This window comes from Oscillibacter sp. CU971 (assembly GCF_905219725.1).
Lineage (GTDB): Bacteria > Bacillota > Clostridia > Oscillospirales > Oscillospiraceae > Oscillibacter.
Map to the genome: position 1 here is coordinate 1 of NZ_CAJMXG010000034.1, position 19120 is coordinate 19120.

Sequence of the window (19120 nt, forward strand, 5' to 3'; positions counted from 1 at the left end):
CGCCCACCCCACCCAGACGGAGCTTCACGAAGTCGCCGCCGGAAGCGGCGTCTGCCTGAGCGGCGGAGCCCGGCTCGTCTATGAGCCAGGCGTCGTTTCCATCCTTCCCAAGGAAGAGCCCCATCGGGTGGAGGCGGGGCCGGAGGGACTCTGCCTGTTAGCCAAATTCATCCCGGCCCTTCTTTAAGGTCCGGAAAACGCGGTGCAGGACCGCTTGTAGGCCGCCGGGGTCAGGCCCACCAGGCGCTTGAACTGACGGTCGAAGTGGCTCTGGTCGCAGAAGCCCGCCGCAGCGGCGGCGTCCGCCACGGTAGCCGGTCCCGCCAGCAGCCGCTGGCCCTTTCGGACCCGGTTCTGGAGCTGAAACCGATGGGGCGTCAGCCCCGCCTCCCGCCGGAAGGCCCGGACCAGGTGGTATTTGCTCATGCAGGCCAGCTCCGCCATGTCCTCCAGGCTGCAGGGAAGCTCCGGTTCCCTCTCCAAACGCGCCCGGAGCTCCGCCAGAGGACCCTCTCCTTCTCCGCTTCTCCGCCCGGACAAGAGGGACAACTCCTCCAGCAGCCGTTCCTCCANCTCCGGCAGTCCAACAGCCCTTCTCAAAAGGGCAGCGGCGCTCTCCCGCGCCTCCCGGAACACGCCGGANGCCGCCGGGGCCTTGCGGACGCACAGGCTCACCAGCGTATAGGGAGATCCGGCTTTCAAGCTGTGGGGCATGTAGGGCGGAAGGGCAAACAGGCCGTTCTCCCGGTAAATCCCTGTGCCCTGGTCCGTCTCCAGCTCCACCACCCCTTCCAGAACGGCGCCCAGGGTCAGCGTTGAAACGTGGCTGTGCCAGGGATAGGACAGCGCAGACCCCTGGCAGACAATCACTTCCGCCCCGCCGCCCTGGAAATATTCCACCATACTGTTCCCTCCCCGGAAACGAAACCAGCCAGGAGTGCGCTCCCGGCTGGTTTCTGTTTATTCCTCCGGTTCTTCTGCCGGTGGCTTTCCGCCGTAGACCTCCAAAAACGCATCCCTCTCCATGGTTTNATGCTCCAGAAGGTACGCCGCCACGGCGTCCAGGATGGCCCGCTTCTCCGTCAGGATGTCCTCGCAGCGCCGCCCGGCCTCGTCCACCACCCGGCGGACCTCCTCGTCGATCTGAGCGGCCACGGCCTCGGAATAGCTCCGGCCCTGGCTCATGGTCCGACCGATGAACACCTCGTCGTGCCCTCCCTCAAAGCAGACCGAGCCGATGGTTTCGCTCATGCCGTACACCGCCACCATCTTCCGGGCGATATCCGTGGCCCGCTGGATGTCGCTGCCCGCCCCGGTGGAGATGTCCCCCAGGCACAGCTTTTCCGCCATCCGGCCCCCCAGCAGGGCTACAATCCGGTCCTCCAGATAGCGCTTGGAAAGGAAGCTCCGGTCCTCCTCCGGCAGGGCGATGGTCATGCCGCCCGCCTGGCCCCGGGGGACGATGGTGATTTGATTTACCGGGTCGTGCTCCGGCAGGGTCTCCATGACCACGGCGTGGCCTGCCTCGNGCCAGGCGGTGAGCTCCCGCTCATGGGAGGAGATGACCCGGCTCCGCTTTTCCGGCCCGGCGATGACCTTGATCTCCGCCTGGCGGAAGTCCGCCATGGTGATATAGTCCCGGTCCAGCCGGGCGGCCAGCAGGGCCCCCTCGTTCACCAGGTTTTCCAAANCCGCCCCGGNGANCCCGGCGGTGCCCTGGGCCAGNGTCCGGAGGTCCACATCCTCGGACAGGGGCTTGCCCTTCACATGGATTTTCAAAATGTCCTCCCGGCCCTTGATGTCAGGGAGGCCCACGTAAATCTGCCGGTCAAACCGCCCGGGCCGCAGCAGCGCCGGGTCCAGCACGTCCGCGCGGTTGGTNGCCGNCAGGACCACCACGNCCTCGTTGGCGGNAANGCCATCNATCNCCNCCAGGAGCTGGTTCAGGGTCTGCTCCCGCTCGTCATGGCCGCCGCCCACGCCGGTGCCCCGCTGGCGGCCCACGGCGTCGATTTCGTCAATGAAGACAATGGCGGGGGAGGTCTTCTTGGCCTGGTCAAAGAGGNCCCGGACCCGGGACGCGCCCACGCCCACGTACAGCTCCACAAAGTCGGAGCCGGAGATGGAGAGGAAGCCCACCCCGGCCTCCCCGGCCACGGCCTTGGCAAGCAGGGTCTTGCCCGTGCCCGGAGGGCCCACCAGCAGCACGCCCTTGGGGATGCGGGCCCCCAGGGAGATGAACCGCCGGGGGTCCCGGAGGAACTCCACAATCTCCTGAAGCTCTTCCTTTTCCTCCTCCGCCCCGGCCACGTCCTCAAAGCGGACCTTCTTGTCCTTCTCCGAGAGGACCCGGGTCCGGGCGGAGCCGAAGCGGGCCATGCGGTCCGCCCCCATGCCGCCCCCCTGGCCCCGGAGGAGGAAGAGGTAGCCCATGCCGCCGATCAGCGCCGCCGTCAGGAGGAAGGGCAGGAGGATCTCCAGCCAGTTCGTCGAGTGGTCCTGCTGGTAGTCGTAAGAGGTGATGATCCCCTTGGCGGCCTGCTTCTCCACCAGTTCCCCCAGGCTGTCGTAGAACAGGTCGAAGTCGTAGAGCTCATAGCGCAGGGTGTTCCGGCCCTCCGGCTCTCCCCGCAGCGTCATCAGCAGGGTGTTGTCCCGGATGACGAAGGACTCCACCTTCTCCTGGCGGAAAAGCTGCTCCACCTGGGAGAACTCCATCCGCTCGCTCTGGCTGTTCAGCTGCCAGACCCAGCTCAGGCACAGCAGGATCACCAGCCCCAGCATCAAAAAGCTGAGGTTGGACGTACGGTTTTGCTTGGACACGACGGCATTCCTCCTTTAGGCTGTCCCGTGACAGCGGGGTGTTACTTCCCGGCGTAGACCTCCGGCTTCAGCACGCCGATGTAAGGGATATTCCGGTACAGCTGGGCGTAGTCCAGGCCATAGCCCACCACGAACTCGTCGGGCACCGTGAAGCCGGAGAGATCGGCGGTGATGGCCNTCTCNCGCCGGGCGGGCTTGTCCAGCAGCGTGACGATGGTGATGGACGCCGCCCCCTTGGTCAGGAAATACTGCTTCAAAAAGGCCAGGGTGTTGCCGGAGTCCAGGATGTCCTCCACGATGATCAGATGCCGCCCGGTGATGTCCTGGCGGAGANCGNGGTCAATCTGCACCCGGCCGGAGGAGGCCGTCGCGTTTCCGTAAGAGCTGACGGCGATGAATTCCACATCGCTCTTGAGCTGGCAGGCCCGGACCAGGTCCGTCATAAAGACGAAGCTGCCCTTCAAGACCCCCAGGAACAGCGGCTTTTTCCCCTGAAACTTCTCATAGAGCTCCTCGCCCATCTCCGCTACCCGGGCCTTCAGCTCCTCCTCGGTCACCAGCACCTTCAGGATATCTTGCTCCATTTCACTGCGCATCATGTCCGTCCTCCTCAATCTGTTGTTTTGTTTTCTCAATTTTGATAAACCGGCAGGGCTCCCGGCCTTCCGGCGCGAAAGCAGCATCCACGCCCAGCCGCCACACGGCGGCCAGCTTGCCTTCCACATAAATGGCGGGCAGGCGGTCCCGCTCCGCCAGGGAAATGCGGCGGTCCAGGCAAAGCCGCTTCACGCTCCGGCTCCCCCGGGCCCCCGGCAGGGTCAAACGCGCTCCCGGCGGGCAGGGGGCCGCCGTGACCACCGGGCTCTGCCCCGGCCTTCCCCGCCAGAAGAAGGAAATTCCCTCTCCCTCCGGTCTGTCCAGCAAAGTCAGGGCATAGTCCCCCCAGTGAAGGGCCCGCCCCGGGACCAGCTGGACCTCCGTCAAAATCTGGGGCCGGGTCTCCAAAATCAGCCACCGGCGGCAATAGCGGGCGGTGATGCCATGAGGGAGGCTCAGCCGCCCCTCCTTCCCCCAAGCTGTGCGGCGGGCCAGGTCCATCAACGCCTCCAGGTGGGCCGCTCCAACATCCTTCCGCCCCACGCCTAAAAGGTCAAAAAGCCGCAGCAGCATCCGGGACCGGACCGCTGCCGGAGCCGCCGCCAGCGCCTCCATGGAGAGGGTTACCCGGCCCTCCTGCACCTCCACATGGGCCGTGCGGGCGGCGGCATCCTGCTCCAGGGAGCGGTCTACGCCCCGGAGCCGCCGCGCCGTGCCGCAAATGTGTTCCACCGCCCGGGGATTCAGTTCCTTTAATAGCGGCATCACTTGGAGCCGCAGNAGGTTTCGGGCGGCGGCCTCCGGGTCGGCGTTGGTCGCGTCTTCGATATGGGGAATTTTCCATTCGGCGGCGTAGGCCTCCAGCTCCTCCCGGGTCACGNACAGCAGGGGGCGGCAGAGCCCGTCCCGCTCCCAGTCCATGCCCGTGAGGCCCGTCAGGCCCGTCCCGCGGATCAGGTTCAGCAGGACGGTTTCCGCGTTGTCGCCGGCGTGGTGGGCGGTGTAAAGGCATTCGCACTCCCGCTCCGCCGCCGTCCGGCGCAAAAAGGCATACCGCAGATTCCGGGCGGCCTCCTCCGTGGAAAGCCCCTCCCGCTTGGCGTATTCCCCCACATCCTCCCGGCCCACGGACAGGGGAATCCCCCACCGGGCGCAGGTCTCCCGGACAAATTCCTCGTCCNGGTCCGCCGCCGCGCCCCGGAGCCGGTGGTTGAAGTGGGCGGCGGCGGCCTGCCCGCCCCGCTCTTCGCACCACGCTTCCAGCATGTGGAGCAGGCACATAGAGTCCAAGCCCCCGGACACGGCGCAAAGCACCCGCTGTCCCGCCCGGGGCAGAACCGTCCGGGGGGCCCGCTTCAAAAGCTCAGTCCTCGTCGTCATAGCGCTTGTCCAGGGTGGAGAACTGGGTGTACTCCGGCATCCAGCGGAGCTCCACCTTGCCGGTTTCCCCGTGGCGGTTCTTCGCCACGATACACTCCGCAATATTGTGCTTTTCCGAATCCTCGTTGTAATAGTCGTCCCGGTACAAAAACAGCACGATGTCCGCGTCCTGCTCGATGGCGCCGGATTCCCGGAGGTCCGAGAGCATGGGCCGCTTGTCGTCCCGCTTCTCGTTGGCGCGGGAGAGCTGGCTCAGGCAGATGACCGGCACATTCAGCTCCTTGGCCATGATTTTCAGCATCCGGGACATGTCGGACACCACCTGCTGGCGGTTCTCGCCCCCCCGGCCGCCCCCGGCGGAGGTCATCAGCTGGAGGTAGTCCACCACCACCAGAGCCAGGCCCTCCAGGCGGCGGCACTTGGCGTTCATGTCCGCCACGGACAAAAGGGGGTTGTCGTCAATGCGGATGTCCAGCCGGTTCAGCACCGTGGCCGCCCCGGCAATCTTCTCCCAGTCCGTCTCCCGGAGGAGGCCGGTGCGCAGGCGGTTGTTCTCCACCAGGGCCTCGGAGCTGAGGAGCCGGGTGGCCAGCTGCTCCCGGGACATCTCCAGGGAGAAGACCGCCACGGTCTTTCCCTCCCGGGCCACGTTCAGCGCCACGTTCAGCGCCAGGGAGGTCTTGCCCATGCCGGGCCGGGCCGCCAGGAGAATGAGGTCCGACTTGTTCAGCCCCGTGATTTTCTGGTCAATGGCGGAGAGGCCCGTGGAGAGGCCGGGGAGATGGTTCTCGTGCTCGCTCATCTCGCCCAGCCGGTCCAGCACGTCGGGGAGGACCTGCCGCAGGGGTACCATCTCCTGGGCGCTCTGGCCCCGGCGGATGGCGTAGATCTTTTGCTCCGAGGCCTCCAGGATCTCCCCCGCCTCGCCCATGCCCTCCTGGACCAGGGCGGTGATCTCCCCCGCCGCCTGGGCAACTAGCCGGAGCAGGGCCTTGTCCCGGACGATGGCGGCATATTCCAGCACGTTNGCGCTGGTGGGGGTAATCTCCATCAGCTGGGCCAGGTAGGAGCGGGTGTTGNCGTCGGTGAGCCCGGCCTTCNCCATCTCCCCANAGACGGTGATGCCGTCGATGGGCCGGGCGTAGGAGAACATGGTGTAGATCGTCTCGAAAATCTCCCGGTTCTGCCGGAGGTAGAAGTCCCCGGGGCGGAGCCGGTCCATCACGNTTTTCACNNAGTCCGGGTCGATGAGCATGGACCCCAGCACCGCCTGCTCCCCCTCCAGGCTGTGGGGCATCTGGCGNAGGAGCAGGTCTTCGTTTGCCATGGCGAACCGCCTCCCTCTCTATCGGGCGTTATTTTTCCTCAAACACGGATACGTAAACGGTGGCAACCACCTCAAAGCCCAGCCGGGCCTTGNCCTCGTAGTTGCCGAAGGCCTTAATGGGGTCCTCCAGCACCAGCTTCTGCTTGGGAATGTCAATGCCGAACTGCTTCTGGAGCCCCTCGGAGATTTCCTTGGTGGTGACGGCCCCGAAAAGCTTGCCGCCCGCCCCGGCCCGGGCCGTGAGCTTCACCATGCACTCCTTGAGCTTTTCGGCGGTCTCCTCCGCCAGGGCTTTTTGGCGGGCCTCCTCGGCCTTTTTCGCCTTCTCTTTCAGGTTCATGGTGTTGATGGCGTCCGCCGTGGCGGGAACGGCCATCTTCCGGGGCAGGAGGAAGTTCCGGGCATAGCCCTCGGAGACCTCCACCATCTGGCCCTTCTTGCCCTGGCCTTTGACATCCTGCTGTAAAATGACTTTCATATGGATAACTTCCTTTCCGGTTTTTTATATTGCTTGATTCCTATGGGCCTGGAGCTTCCATGGGAATGGCCTGACCAGGGGGTCAGGCCCCACAGAGAAGGTCTTTGCCGCTAAAGGAACATGCTGCATCAAAAAGCTGGTGCTTCTAAAGAGTGCTTCTACAGGGATCTTTCCGCTGTCAGGAGAAGTGAAAAGCGAGATGCTGAGCACTATCAAAAGGAGCTGGGGCTTCCTTTGTGGGGCCTGGTCCCCTGACCAGGCCATTCTCCCAGGTCTGCTGGCANTTGGACAGAACTTTCTCACTTCTCAAAATAAGCGTCGATGGCCTGGGTCAGCCGCTCCCGCACGTCCAGAATGTCCCCGTTTTCAATCCGGCCTCCGGCGGTGGCGGAGTTGCCGCCGCCGCCCAGGGCCTCCAGAATCACCTGGACGTTGATCTCCCCCANGGACCGCCCGCTCATCAGGATGGCCGTCCCGCTGCGGTATACCACAAAGGAGGCCTTGACCCCCTTCAAGGTCAAAAGCTCGTCCGCCGCCTGGGCGGCGGCCACCCGGTCCACGCCGTCCTGACCTACCACGGCCAGGGCCACGTCGGGCCGGTACAACTCCGCCTGGCGGACAATATCGTACTTGGACACCATGCCCTCCAGGTCCCCCTGGAAGAGGCGCTGCACGTCCGCCGTGTCGGCCCCCGCACGGCGGAGGAAGGCCGCCGCCTCGAAGGTCCGCCCTCCGGTGCGGAGGACAAAGTGCTTCGTGTCCAGCACGATGCCCGCAAGCAGGGCCTCCGCCTCCTCCCGCAGGAGGTTGGACGGCCCGATGCGGTNTTGCAGCAGCTCCGTCACCAGCTCCGACGCCGAGGAGGCGTAGGGCTCGTGGAAGCTGAAGGCGGCGTTTTCGATATAGCTGGCGGCCCGGCGGTGGTGGTCGATGACCGCCACCCGGCTGCTGGACTCCAGAATCTGGGGGCTCTCCACCAAATCCGGCCGGTTGGTGTCCACCACCACCAGCAGCGTCCCGGGACGCATCTTCACAAAGGCCTCCGCCGGGTTTACAAACACGCCCTCATACTCCGGCAATGCCCGGAGCATGGCCAGCACGGACTGGGCGGCGTTCTTCTCCGGCTCAATGACGATCTGGGCTCTCCGGCCCAGCTTCCGGGCGGCGCAGCAAACGCCCACGGCGGCGCCCANCGCGTCCNTGTCGGCGAAGCTGTGGCCCATGACGTAGATGTCCTGGGAGTCCGCCAGAAGCTCTCTCAAAGCGTTGGCCATGACCCGGGACTTGACCTTGGTGCGCTTTTCCGTNGTCTNGGCCCTTCCGCCGTAGAAGGCNAAGTCCGTCTTCCCCCGGACCACCGCCTGGTCGCCGCCCCGGCTCAGGGCCATCTCCAGGGAGAGGGCGGCGTTCTTGTNGAGCGCCGGGATGCTGTCCGCCTCCCGGCCCAGGCCGATGGAGAGGGTGGGGTGTCCGCCCTCGCCCACCTTGATGTCCCGCNTGGCGTCCAGTACGGAGAATTTCTCCTCCACGAAGTGATTGTAGTACCGCTCCTCGAAGAGGAAGAGGTAGTGGTCCCGCTCGGTTTTGATGAGCAGGCCGTTTCCCACGGCGGCCCAGCTGCTGAGCTTTTCGTCAATCTGGGCCAGGACGGCGCTGCGCTGGGTGTCGGCGCAGGCGTTCATCAGGTCCTCGTAGTTATCCACCATCACGATGCCCACCACCAGCCGGGTGGCGTCGAAGTCCTCCCGGAGGCGGTCCATCTCCGTGGTGTCCACCCAGTAGGTGGTGGCCACCAGGTTCTGCTCCCCGCTGCGGCCCTTGGCCCGGACCAGGCTGCCATAGACCCGGAAACGGCGGTTGTTCATGTGGACCCGCTCCGGGCACTCCTGCCGCCCCTCCAGCAGCCACTGAACCGGGAACTCCGGGGCGGCGTCCTCCACCTTCATTTCAAAAAGATGCTCCCGGACCCCCGCCAGCTGGAGGAAGTTCTCGTTGNTCCAAATGACCTCCCCGGTGTCGGGGCGAAAAACCATGATGGGCAGGGGGGAGTTGATGAGGGTGGATTTGCTGGCGGTGTCCACGTTTCCGGTGACGTTGTCGATATACTGCAAGACGCTCTGGCGGCGCTTTTTGTTGCTGCGGACGAAGTAGGCGTACAGCGCCACGGTAGCCACCCCCTCCGCCAGGGCCAGAGGNGGGCTGACGGTGACGGCGGCCAGGGTGAAGGCCAGGAGGCAGAGGAAGTAAAATTGTAAATTGGGCTCCAGCAGGCGGGAGAGTTTTTTATTGTTCATGGCGCGCTCCTTGATTCCTTGATGAAGAAGTGGGCATACCAACAGATTTTATTAGTATAGCAGTTTTGGGCGGAAAACACAAGTCTTGAACCTGGGCAATTTTCCCCTTGACATTTCCCCGATTTTCCTGTAAACTAAGCAACGTTGTAAAGCGGCACAACTTTACACGGCGGAAGGGGGCGTTTCCCGTGATGAAGAACCAGACCTATCGCATGACGATGCTCTACGACTTTTACGGGGAGCTCCTGACCGAGCGGCAGAAGGAGTTTTTCGACCTCTATTATAATGAGGACCTCTCCCTGGCCGAGATTGCCGAAAACGCCGGCATCTCCCGCCAGGGCGTCCGGGATGTCATCGTCCGGGCGGAGGCCGCCATGCAGGAGGTGGAGGACAAAACCGGCATCATCAAGCGCTTCCTCAGCCGGAGCGCCCATGTGGACGCCATTACCGCCGCCGCCGAGGAGATCTCCACCCTGAACTACCGTTATTACGAGGACCGGCGGCTGACGGAGCTGGCGGATCAGATCCGCCGGGAAGCCGCCGCCTTAAAGGAATGAGCTTATGGCATTTGAAGGATTAACCGAAAAACTGAACGCCGCCTTTAAACGCCTCCGGGGCAAGGGCCGCCTGACGGAAAACGACGTCCGGGAGGCCATGCGGGAGGTCCGCCTGGCCCTTTTGGAGGCCGACGTAAGCTACAAGGTGGTCAAGGACTTTGTGGCCTCCGTTACGGAGCGGGCCGTGGGCAGCGACGTGCTGGACAGCCTCACCCCCGCCCAGCAGGTGGTGAAAATCGTCAACGAGGAGCTCACCGGCCTCATGGGCGGGGCCAACGCCAAAATCACCATGGCCAACAACGGCCCCACGGTGGTGATGATGGTGGGCCTCCAGGGCGCGGGCAAAACCACCACCACCGCCAAGCTGGGCGGCTTGATGCGCAGGCAGTACCAGAAGCGGCCCCTGCTGGCTGCCTGTGACGTGTACCGCCCCGCCGCCATCGAGCAGCTGAAGGTCGTGGGCGGGCAGATGGACCTCCCGGTCTTCGAGGAGGGCCAGGGGGACCCGGTGAGGATCGCCCAAAACGCCATCCGCCACGCCCGGGACCACGGCAGCGACATGGTGTTTTTGGACACCGCCGGACGGCTCCATGTGGACGAGAATCTGATGGACGAGCTGAAGCGGATGAAGGCCGCCGTCCATCCCAACGAGATTTTACTGGTGGTGGACGCCATGACGGGCCAGGACGCGGTAAACGCCGCCACGGCCTTCGACGAGGCCCTGGGCATCGACGGCGTCATCCTCACCAAGCTGGACGGCGACGCCCGGGGCGGCGCGGCCCTGTCCATCCGGGCGGCCACGGGCNAGCCCATCAAGTTCGCGGGTACCGGCGAGAAGCTGGACATGATCGAGCCCTTCCACCCGGACCGCATGGCCTCCCGCATCTTGGGCATGGGCGATATGCTGTCCTTCATTGAGAAGGCGGAGCAGGCCTATGACGAAAAGCAGGCCGCCAAAATCGAGGAGAAGCTGCGGAAGAACCGCTTTACCCTCCAGGACTACTACGACCAGCTCCAGCAGCTGAAAAACATGGGGGACCTGAGCCAGCTCCTGGGCATGATGCCGGGGGCCTTAGGCAAGCAGATGCAGGGCGCGTCCATCGACGAAAAGGCCATGGCCCGGACCGAGGCCATCATCCTCTCCATGACCCCCCTGGAGCGGGAGAACCCCCAGGTGCTGAACGCCAGCCGGAAAAAGCGCATCGCCGCCGGCTGCGGCCTGGAGGTGGTGGACGTGAACCGCCTTTTAAAGCAGTTCGACATGATGCGGGAGCTCACCCGCCAGATGACCAAGGGCGGGCGGATGCCCGGCCTTGGGGCCCTGGGCGGCATGGGGGGGAAAGCTCCCTCCCGGCTTCACGGCTTCGGCCGGAAGAAGCGGTTTCGCTAATCTATAAGTGCGGAGCATTCACGAAGCTGAAATGCGGCATTTATAATAAATCAATCTATTTTAAAACTTTTGGAGGTACAGCAACATGGTCAAGATCAGACTNCGCCGGATGGGCGCGAAGAANNCTCCTTTCTACCGGGTCGTGGTGGCGGACTCCCGTTTCCCCCGGGACGGCCGCTTCATCGAGGAGATCGGTACGTACAACCCCTGCGTTTCCCCCGCCGAGATCAAGANTGACGCGGAGCGGGCCCAGGCCTGGATCAAGTCCGGCGCCCAGCCCACCGATACCGTCCGGGCTCTGCTGAAAAAAGTGGACGTCCTCTGATCCGGAGGGCGGAGCATGAAGGACTTGCTGCTCTATATCGCCCGGAACCTGGTGGACGACCCGGACGCGGTCACCGTTACGGAGACCGCCTCCGGCGATCAGGAGCTGACCCTGGAGCTGGGCGTCGCCCCCGACGACATGGGCAAAGTCATCGGGCGGCAGGGCCGCATCGCCAAGGAAATCCGCACCGTAGTCCGCTCCCGCGCCCAGCGGGAGGGCTTTAAGGTCTCCGTCGATATCATGGATTGACGCGTTCTTGAAAAAGCGCGTCCAAAGAGCGCTGCGCGCTCCGGCTGCCGGGTGCTTCTCCGNGCTNGGGCGGCGGNGAANANATCCTTACAGGAAGCACAAAAGACCGGCGTGGGAATCCCACGCCGGTCTTTCATGTCTTGTTCAGGCCAGGATACCGGCCGCCAGAGCGTCCGCCAGGGCCTCCAGCNCCTCCCGCTGGGGCTCCTTCGCGGAGGATTTCAGGCTGACGGTCCCTTCCAGGATGGTCATGTCCTTCATGGCCCCCAGCAGCTCCGCCATCTGCTTGCCGGACACGGGAGCCCAGGTGCCGTTTTCAATGAGGCCCACCGTCCGGTTCCGCAGGCCGTGGGACTTCAAATCCCGGAGGAAGTTGTCCATGGGGGTGTAGATCTCCCCGTTGTACGTGGCGGAGGCGAACACCAGATGGCTGCACCGGAAGGCCTCGGCCACCAGCTCGGACACATGGGTGTGGGACACGTCGTAGAGCCGCACGTCCCGCACGCCCTTCTCCGCCAGATGGGCGGCCAGGAGCTCGGCGGCGTTTTCCGTGTTGCCGTAGATGGAGCCGCAGAAGATGGCGGCGGTTTTGTCCTCGGGGGTGTAGCTGCTCCAGCGCTGGTATTTCTCCACGAACCACGCCACATCCTCCCGCCAGATGGGGCCGTGGAGGGGGCAGANATATTGGATATCCAGTCCCGCCGCCTTTTTCAGTAGAGTCTGGACCTGGGCGCCGTACTTGCCCACGATGTTGGTGTAATACCGCCGGGCGTCGGGAAGCCACTCGGTTTTGAAGTTCACCTCGTCTGCGAAGATGTTCCCGTTCAGCGCGCCGAAGGTGCCGAAGGCGTCGGCGGAGAAGAGGACCTTCTCCGCGGCGTCATAGGTGACCATGACCTCCGGCCAGTGGACCATGGGGGCCATGACGAAGGTGAGGGTGTGCCGCCCGGTGGAGAGGGTGTCCCCCTCCTTCACGGTGAGGCAGCGGTTCGTGACGTCGGCGTCGAAAAACTGGCCGATCATGGAGATGGCTTTCGCGCTGGCCACCACCTGGGCCTNGGGGTGGGTGCGGAGCACCGCTCCCAGGGTGGAGCAGTGGTCCGGCTCCATGTGGTTGATAACAATGTAGTCCAGGGGCCGGCCCTGGAGGGCATGCTCCAGGTTCTCGTAGAAATGCGCCCCCACGGCGCTGTCCGCCGTGTCCAGCAGGACGGTCTTCTCGTCCCGGACCAGATAGGCGTTGTAGCTGACGCCCCGGGGGACGGGAAACACGTTTTCANNCAGGCTCAGCCGCCGGNCGGACCCGCCNATGAGCAGGAAGTCGGATGTAATATTGCGCACGTTATGCATAACGCTGGTCCTCCNTCATGTAGCTTATCGCTTTTGCAAGGTTAATCTACCCCAATTTCCCCGGTTTGTNAAGGGTTGAGGGCCATTAACATTAAGAAGGACGCGCCGGTCAGACGCGTCCTTGTACGTTATTCCAAAAACCGGGAGGGGTCCCGCAGGGCCTCCGCCGTCTCCGCCGGGACGTCGATGGTAAAGGTCAGGAAATCTCCCAGATCCACATGCAGCAAAGANGGCAGCTCCTCCAGAATCACCAGGGTCACCACGTCCTCCGACGCGGAGACGGTGAAGCGGACCAGCTCCTCGTACTTCCGGTCCTCCTCCTTCTGGCCCGCTTTCAAAGTCTCCTGCTGGCAGTAGACATAGCTGNNCGCCGGGTCTCCGNGGTCCTCGGCCAGCCGGTCTCCCCAATGGCCGTCGTCGTTGAGGAGATCGTCTATGGCCTTGACCTGTTCCGGGTCCGTAACGGTCCCGGCTTCGTTGTCTTTCTCGTCCAGGACCTTCCAGTAGTGGTCCTTTTCCACGCCGTTCTCGTCCTGGGTACTCCAGGATCGCGCGGCTTCGTCAATGGCGGCCTCCCAGTCCTGTGCCCACTCCTCGGCGGCCTCTTCCATGGAGTCCGCCCAAGCCTCCTGAAACTCCTTGTCGCTGGGAGAGGTTATCACGACGCCGTGCATACAGCCGGACAGCAGGGACATGGACANGGCCNGAACGCAGAATATCGCGAGTCGTTTTTTCATCATGTACTCCTTAAATAGTCAAGCAGTCAAATCAGCAGATTAAATACCCCCAGGGTGACGGCGGTGGTAATCCCCGCCGCAATCAGCAGCCCCAGGAAAATGGCGGGCAGGGCGTGGCGCATGCGGATATCCAGCACCGAGGCCACCAGCGCCCCGGTCCAGGCCCCGGTCCCCGGCAGGGGGATGCCCACCAGGATCACCAGCCCCGCCAGCCGGTACTTCCGCACCAGCCGCCCCTTGAGGTGGGCCCGCCGCTCCAGCCAAATGATCTTGGGGCCGAAGAACCGGGTGCCNCGGAGCCAGTTGGCAATCCGCCGCCCCAGCACGATGATAAAGGGCGCGGGGACCAGATTCCCGGCGATGGCGGCGATGCAGGCCAGGGCCGGGGGCAGCCCCGAGGCGATTCCCGCCGGGATGGCCCCCCGGAGCTCCACCACCGGGGCCATGGCCACCAGGAAGGTCATCAGCAGATCGCCGGATACNGTTNCNAAANAGCTTTCTGAGNACAGCATGGGATTCCTCCATAATGGTTGGCATTATGGAATCTAGTTTACTCCAGGTTCAGGTGCTTTTTCAAGAAGAATGTGGTGATGGCGTAAAAAATTGCGCCGTAGATGATTACGCACCCAATGGCCATCAGCAGACCCACATGAATCGCCACGGTGGGCGAGGGGTCCCAGTGGGAGAAGAGGCGATTGAACACATCCAGCTCGTTCGAGCCGATTATCAGCAGGGAGCCCGCGAACTGCAAAGCAAACTGAATCCCGAAGAACCAGACCACAGACCACAGCAGCTTGTGGTTCGCCTGGCTGTGCCCCGCCGCCAGGGCGGCGTAGAACTGGAGGGAGAAGGCCACCAGGGACAAAAACATCAAAACGGCAAACTCCGCCAGATAGATGGTGCCGTTAAACGCCTCGCTGACTTCCAGCTTCCGCAGCCCCTCCAGGAAATATCTGAGGAAGTCCAGCAGCTCCCGCAGGAATCCTCCCTGATAGGCCACCANCAGGCTGGCGGCGATGATGGCCAGCACCGTGACGATGAACCANACGGAGGAGACAATGAGCTTAGACCAGATGTGCTGGTGGACGGAGGCCGGGAGGGTGAACATCAGATAGCCCTCGTCCTGGNGNAGGNNCTNGTAAAACCGCTGGATCATCAGCACAAAGGACATCAGCAGCGCGCCGCAGATGGCGATGCCGAAGGCCGTGACAATCAAAACGCCCAGGATATTCAGGATGTGGTACCGTCCGNCNANCATCCCCCGGCNCGCCAGGTTGGAGCCCNCGGCGGTCACCAGCAAAATCAGGTACATGGGCAGCATAATCCGCCCCGTGGCACGAAACTCGTGCTTCAGCAATTTCCTCAGCATTTGAACACCTCCCGGAACAGCGCGTCCACGCTCATGCNTTTTTNCTNCCGGATGCCGTCCACGGTGGACTGGAGGGCCACGCGGCCCTGNCTGATAAAGNGGACCTCGTCCAGCACCTTCTCCACGTCGGCGATGAGGTGGGTGGAGATCACCACCGCCGCATCGGGGTTGTAGTTGCCGATGATGGTGGAGAGAATGTAATCCCGGGTGGCGGGGTCCACGCCGCCGATGGGCTCATCCAGCAGATAGAGCTTTGCCGCCCGGCTCATGACCATGATGAGCTGCACCTTCTCCCGGGTGCCCTTGGACATCTGCTTCACGGCCTGCCGGGGCTGGATGCCCAGGTGGTCCAGCATCTCCTCCGCCGCCTCCCGGCGGAAGTCCTGATAGAAATCCCCGTAGAAGTCCAGCAGCTGCCGGGCCGTCATCCAGGTGGGGATGGCCGTCCGCTCCGGGAGGTAGCTCACCAGGCTGTGGCTCTCCCTCCCCGGCGCCGTGCCGCACNCGGCGATATAGCCCCCGTCGGGGGTCAGCAGNCCGTTGGCCAATTTAATGAGGGTGGTCTTGCCGCTTCCATTGGGGCCCAGAAGGCCCACGATGCGGCCCGGCTCCACGGTGAGGCTCACCTCGTCCAGGGCCGCGGTCCTCCCGAACCGCTTGGTCAGTCCCTTGCACTCAAGCACTGGCATGGTCCGCTTCCTCCTCTCCGAATTCCTTCGAAATCAGATCGATGATCTCGTCCTTTTGGAAGCCCAGCCGGAGCATCGCCTCCAAAAACGTCTTGACATGCCTCTCGGCCAGGCTCCGCTTCGCCGTGTTGATCATGGTATTGTCCTCCGTCACAAATCTTCCCGCGGTCCGCTGGCTGTATACCAGCCCGTCCCGCTCCAGTTCCGCCAGAGCCCGCTGCATGGTNTNGGGGTTTACCCCGGCCTCNNTAGCCATGTCCCGCACGGAGGGCAATCGTTCCCCCGGGGGAAACGCGCCGGTGACGATGCCCACCTTCACCTGCTGGATCAGCTGGGTATAGATTGGGGCGTCGTTGGAAAACTGCCATTGCATTGTACGCACCTCCTGTTTGTGTGCTGTTGTCTTATGCAATTAATACAATAGCACATTTTCAGGAAATGTCAAGGGGTTTCGCAAAATTTTCTCCGGCGGACCCCTGCCTTGCAAATTCCGCCGCTCTGTGCTATGATCACCAGGCTATAACAGCGATCCGTTTTTAAAAGGAGGTTCTCATGTCCAAGCTCAGCAAACAAGATCTAAAACGCGCCAAGCGGCGGGAGAAGAAGAATTTCCGCCAGGCCATGGAAAAGGAGCTNCGGGAGCACAAAAGCTCCTTCATCGTCTTCTACACCCTGCGGCTTTTGGTCATCGTCATCTTTGTCCGCCAGATCTTCATCGGCGGCTATGAGAGCGCGTTCTACTGCGCCCTGGCCTATCTGCTCCTCTATGTGCCCAGCTGGATTCAGGTGAAGTTCCACATCGAGCTGCCTCCCGCCCTGGAGATCACCGTCCTGTGCTTCATCTACGCGGCGGAGGTTTTGGGAGAGGTCAACGCCTTTTACGTGGTGGTCCCCCATTGGGACACCATGCTCCACACCCTCAACGGCTTCCTGGCCGCCGCCGTGGGCTTTGCCATGGTGGTGCTCCTCAACGACGACGAGCGCCTCACCTTCGATTTGTCCCCGGTGTTTTTGGCCCTGGTCGCCTTCTGCTTTTCCATGACCATCGGCGTTTTGTGGGAGTTCTTCGAGTTCGGAATGGACATGTTTTTCCATACCGACATGCAGCGGGACACCGTCGTCAACGCCATCTACTCCGCCAGCCTGGATGTGACCCGGTCCAACAAGGTGGTGGCCGTGCCGGGCATTCAGGAGGTCCTGGTCAACGGCGAGAGCCTGGGCCTGGGGGGGTATCTGGACATCGGCCTCATCGACACCATGAAGGACCTCTTCGTCAACTTCATCGGCGCGGCGGTCTTCTCCTTCACCGGCTTCTTTTACGCCAAGAGCAAGGGCAAAAAGCGCACGGCGGCCCAGGGCTTTGTCCCCAGCAGGAAGACGGCGGACCGGGACTATCTCAACCAGGCCCGGGAGGAGAACGGCGGCCAGCCGGAGGACTGAGGGTTTTCTGTTAAATTTTTGTAACCCGGTTGCATTTTCCCAATTCAGTGGTATGATATGTGCGGAATCAAAATAAAAGCAAAGGATTTGATACCATGACAAAGATCGACATTATCTCCGGTTTCCTGGGGGCGGGTAAGACCACCCTCATCAAAAAGCTTCTGGCGGAGGCCTACCAGGGGGAGAAGCTGGTCCTCATTGAAAACGAGTTCGGCGAAATCAGCATCGACGGCGGCTTCCTCAAGGAGTCCGGCGTGCAGATCTCCGAGATGTCCTCCGGCTGCATCTGCTGCTCCCTGGTGGGGGATTTCAACAAGGCCCTCAAGGACGTGGCGGAGCAGTTCCACCCGGACCGCATCCTCATTGAGCCTTCCGGCGTGGGCAAGCTCTCCGACGTCATCGTCGCCGTGGAGAACACCGCCGCCGAGGCCCCGGACTTGAAGCTGAACAGCTTCGTCACCGTGGCGGACGCCTCCAAGGTGAAGGTCTACATGAAAAACTTCGGCGAGTTCTACAACAACCAGATTGAGTCCGCCGGGACCATCGTCCTCTCCCGGACCCAGAAGCTGAGCCGGGAGAAGCTGGAGGCCGCCGTNGCCCTGCTCCGGGAGAAGAACCCGGACGCCGCCATTCTGACCACTCCCTGGGATGAGCTGGATGGCAAAACCATTCTTTCCGCTATCGAGAAGGTCTCCCTGGCGGACGAGCTGCTGGCGAAGATGCGGGCGGAGCACGAGGCCGAGGAGGCGGAGCACGCCCACCACCACCATGACCACGGGGAACATGGGGACCACGAGCACCGCCACGGCCATGGGGAGCAGGAGGAGTGCTGCCATGGGGAGCACGGGCACCATGAGCACCACGGCCATGGGGACCACCACCATGACCACGAGGAGCACGGGGCCCATGAGCACCACCACAGCCATGAGTGCAGCGACCCGGACTGCTCCTGCCACCACCATCACCACCACGCCGACGAGGTCTTCACCTCCTGGGGCAAAGAGACCCCCAAGGCCTTCACAAAGGCGGGCATTGAACAGATCCTTGCCGCCCTGGACTCCGGTGAGTACGGCAGCATCCTCCGGGCCAAGGGCANCGTGAACGGGGAGGACGNGTCCTGGATTGAATTTGACTTCGTGCCCGAAGAGCACGAGGTGCGGGCCGGGCGGCCCGATTACACCGGCCGCCTCTGCGTNATCGGAGCGGAGCTGAAGGAAGACAAGCTCGCCCGGCTCTTCGGCCTCTAAGCCGGGAAAGGAAACGCGCGTTCATGGATATTCCCGTTTATCTGGTGGCCGGGTTCCTGGATTCCGGCAAGACCAATTTCATCAACGGCGTCCTGGAGGACGGCTTTGCCCGCCAGGACAAAACCCTCCTCCTCCGCTGCGAGGAGGGGGAGGAGGAATACAACCCCAAGGCGCTGGACAACGTGACCGTGGTGGATATTGAGGACGAGGCGGGCCTGACCTGCTCCCGGATGAAGGAGCTGGANAAGAAAGTCCGGCCCAAGCAGGTCCTCATCGAGTACAACGGTATGTGGCAGATGGAGCGCTTATACCGGGAGGTTCTCCCCGCCAACTGGGTGCTCTATCAGATTATGACCTTTGTGGAGGCCGGGACCTTCGAGCTTTACGCCAAGAACATGGGCCAGCTGATGATGGAGAAAATCACCAACGCGGACCTCCTGGTCTTCAACCGGGCCACGCCGGAGCTGCGGGAGACCCTGCGGAAGCGGAACCTCCGCATGGTGAACCGCCGGGCGGACATCTATTTTGAAAATGTGGACGGCACCAGCGAGGACTACCTCACCGGGGACGAGTGCCCCTTCGANCTGGACCAGCCCGTGGTGGACGTCCCCGACGACGACTTTGGCGTGTGGTACGTGGACGTGATGGACCACCCGGACCGCTGGGCGGGGAAGGAGGTCCACATGAAGCTCCTCATGTGCCATTCCAAGAAGTACCCCGGCATCCACTGTCCGGGCCGTTTTGCCATGGTCTGCTGTGAAAACGACATCCAATTCCTGGGCCTGGTTGCTAAGGGCATGGGCCTGAAGGACTACAAGAACCGGGACTGGGTGGAGGTTTCCGCCCGCATGGCGGTGGAGAACCACGA

General features: G+C 63.1%; 19 protein-coding genes. 8 read left to right on the forward strand and 11 right to left on the reverse strand.

Features of this window, described 5'->3' with window-relative positions; genetic code table 11:
* The coding region (locus JX325_RS04380) for an AraC family ligand binding domain-containing protein (RefSeq protein WP_204789952.1) at window positions 1-187 on the forward strand (187 nt) is incomplete at its 5' end.
* Here the strand turns inward: JX325_RS04380 and JX325_RS04385 are convergent.
* The 7 genes from JX325_RS04385 to JX325_RS04415 form a co-directional block, all read right to left on the reverse strand.
* Entirely contained in the window at window positions 184-903 is a 720-nt protein-coding gene (locus JX325_RS04385; RefSeq protein WP_204789953.1) for an AraC family transcriptional regulator, read from the reverse strand. The genes JX325_RS04380 and JX325_RS04385 overlap by 4 nt on opposite strands.
* 57 nt (window positions 904-960) lie before the next feature.
* The gene (ftsH, locus tag JX325_RS04390) at window positions 961-2784 is read right to left on the reverse strand and encodes an ATP-dependent zinc metalloprotease FtsH (protein WP_204789966.1); all 1824 of its coding nucleotides are present in this window, start codon (window positions 2782-2784) and stop codon (window positions 961-963) included.
* Between the two features lie 80 nt (window positions 2785-2864).
* Window positions 2865-3419: a hypoxanthine phosphoribosyltransferase gene (gene hpt, locus JX325_RS04395; RefSeq protein WP_204789967.1), complete on the reverse strand. Its 555-nt coding sequence runs from the start codon at window positions 3417-3419 to the stop codon at window positions 2865-2867.
* On the reverse strand, window positions 3409-4800 hold the full coding sequence (gene tilS, locus JX325_RS04400; protein ID WP_204789954.1) for a tRNA lysidine(34) synthetase TilS: 1392 nt from the start codon (window positions 4798-4800) through the stop codon (window positions 3409-3411). The genes hpt and tilS overlap by 11 nt, the downstream gene beginning before the upstream one ends.
* Window positions 4784-6127, reverse strand: a complete 1344-nt coding sequence (dnaB, locus tag JX325_RS04405; protein ID WP_204789955.1) for a replicative DNA helicase — start codon at window positions 6125-6127, stop codon at window positions 4784-4786. The genes tilS and dnaB overlap by 17 nt, the downstream gene beginning before the upstream one ends.
* Before the next feature lie 28 nt (window positions 6128-6155).
* On the reverse strand, window positions 6156-6605 hold the full coding sequence (gene rplI / locus JX325_RS04410; protein WP_204789956.1) for a 50S ribosomal protein L9: 450 nt from the start codon (window positions 6603-6605) through the stop codon (window positions 6156-6158).
* A gap of 299 nt (window positions 6606-6904) precedes the next feature.
* Entirely contained in the window at window positions 6905-8899 is a 1995-nt protein-coding gene (locus tag JX325_RS04415) for a DHH family phosphoesterase (RefSeq protein ID WP_204789957.1), read from the reverse strand.
* A gap of 191 nt (window positions 8900-9090) precedes the next feature.
* Between JX325_RS04415 and ylxM the strand changes: the two genes are divergently transcribed.
* The 4 genes from ylxM (at window position 9091) to JX325_RS04435 (ending at window position 11420) form a co-directional block, all read left to right on the forward strand.
* Window positions 9091-9456, forward strand: a complete 366-nt coding sequence (gene ylxM, locus JX325_RS04420; protein ID WP_204789968.1) for a YlxM family DNA-binding protein — start codon at window positions 9091-9093, stop codon at window positions 9454-9456.
* 4 nt (window positions 9457-9460) lie between these two features.
* Window positions 9461-10846, forward strand: coding sequence for a signal recognition particle protein (gene ffh, locus JX325_RS04425; RefSeq protein WP_204789958.1), 1386 nt, complete (start codon window positions 9461-9463; stop codon window positions 10844-10846).
* 85 nt (window positions 10847-10931) lie between these two features.
* A complete protein-coding gene (rpsP, locus tag JX325_RS04430; protein WP_204789959.1) occupies window positions 10932-11171 on the forward strand; it encodes a 30S ribosomal protein S16 in 240 nt (79 codons plus the stop codon).
* 15 nt (window positions 11172-11186) lie between these two features.
* Entirely contained in the window at window positions 11187-11420 is a 234-nt protein-coding gene (locus tag JX325_RS04435) for a KH domain-containing protein (protein WP_204789960.1), read from the forward strand.
* A 144-nt stretch (window positions 11421-11564) separates the two neighbouring features.
* Here the strand turns inward: JX325_RS04435 and JX325_RS04440 are convergent, their stop codons facing one another.
* From JX325_RS04440 to JX325_RS04455, 4 genes are all read right to left on the reverse strand, one after another.
* Window positions 11565-12770, reverse strand: coding sequence for an FprA family A-type flavoprotein (locus JX325_RS04440; RefSeq protein ID WP_204789961.1), 1206 nt, complete (start codon window positions 12768-12770; stop codon window positions 11565-11567).
* 763 nt (window positions 12771-13533) lie between these two features.
* On the reverse strand, window positions 13534-14019 hold the full coding sequence (locus tag JX325_RS04445) for a small multi-drug export protein (protein ID WP_243413919.1): 486 nt from the start codon (window positions 14017-14019) through the stop codon (window positions 13534-13536).
* 850 nt (window positions 14020-14869) lie between these two features.
* On the reverse strand, window positions 14870-15565 hold the full coding sequence (locus tag JX325_RS04450; protein ID WP_204789962.1) for an ABC transporter ATP-binding protein: 696 nt from the start codon (window positions 15563-15565) through the stop codon (window positions 14870-14872).
* Window positions 15552-15938, reverse strand: coding sequence for a GntR family transcriptional regulator (locus JX325_RS04455; protein ID WP_204789963.1), 387 nt, complete (start codon window positions 15936-15938; stop codon window positions 15552-15554). Before JX325_RS04455 ends, JX325_RS04450 begins: the two co-directional genes overlap by 14 nt.
* A gap of 179 nt (window positions 15939-16117) precedes the next feature.
* Between JX325_RS04455 and JX325_RS04460 the strand changes: the two genes are divergently transcribed.
* The 3 genes from JX325_RS04460 to JX325_RS04470 form a co-directional block, all read left to right on the forward strand.
* Window positions 16118-17005, forward strand: coding sequence for a hypothetical protein (locus JX325_RS04460; RefSeq protein ID WP_243413920.1), 888 nt, complete (start codon window positions 16118-16120; stop codon window positions 17003-17005).
* Between the two features lie 95 nt (window positions 17006-17100).
* Window positions 17101-18252 (forward strand): CobW family GTP-binding protein, encoded by a 1152-nt coding sequence (locus tag JX325_RS04465; RefSeq protein ID WP_204789964.1) that lies wholly within the window; start codon window positions 17101-17103, stop codon window positions 18250-18252.
* Window positions 18253-18275: 23 nt separating this feature from the next.
* A partial coding sequence (locus tag JX325_RS04470) for a GTP-binding protein (protein WP_204789965.1) occupies window positions 18276-19120 on the forward strand: 845 nt, incomplete at its 3' end.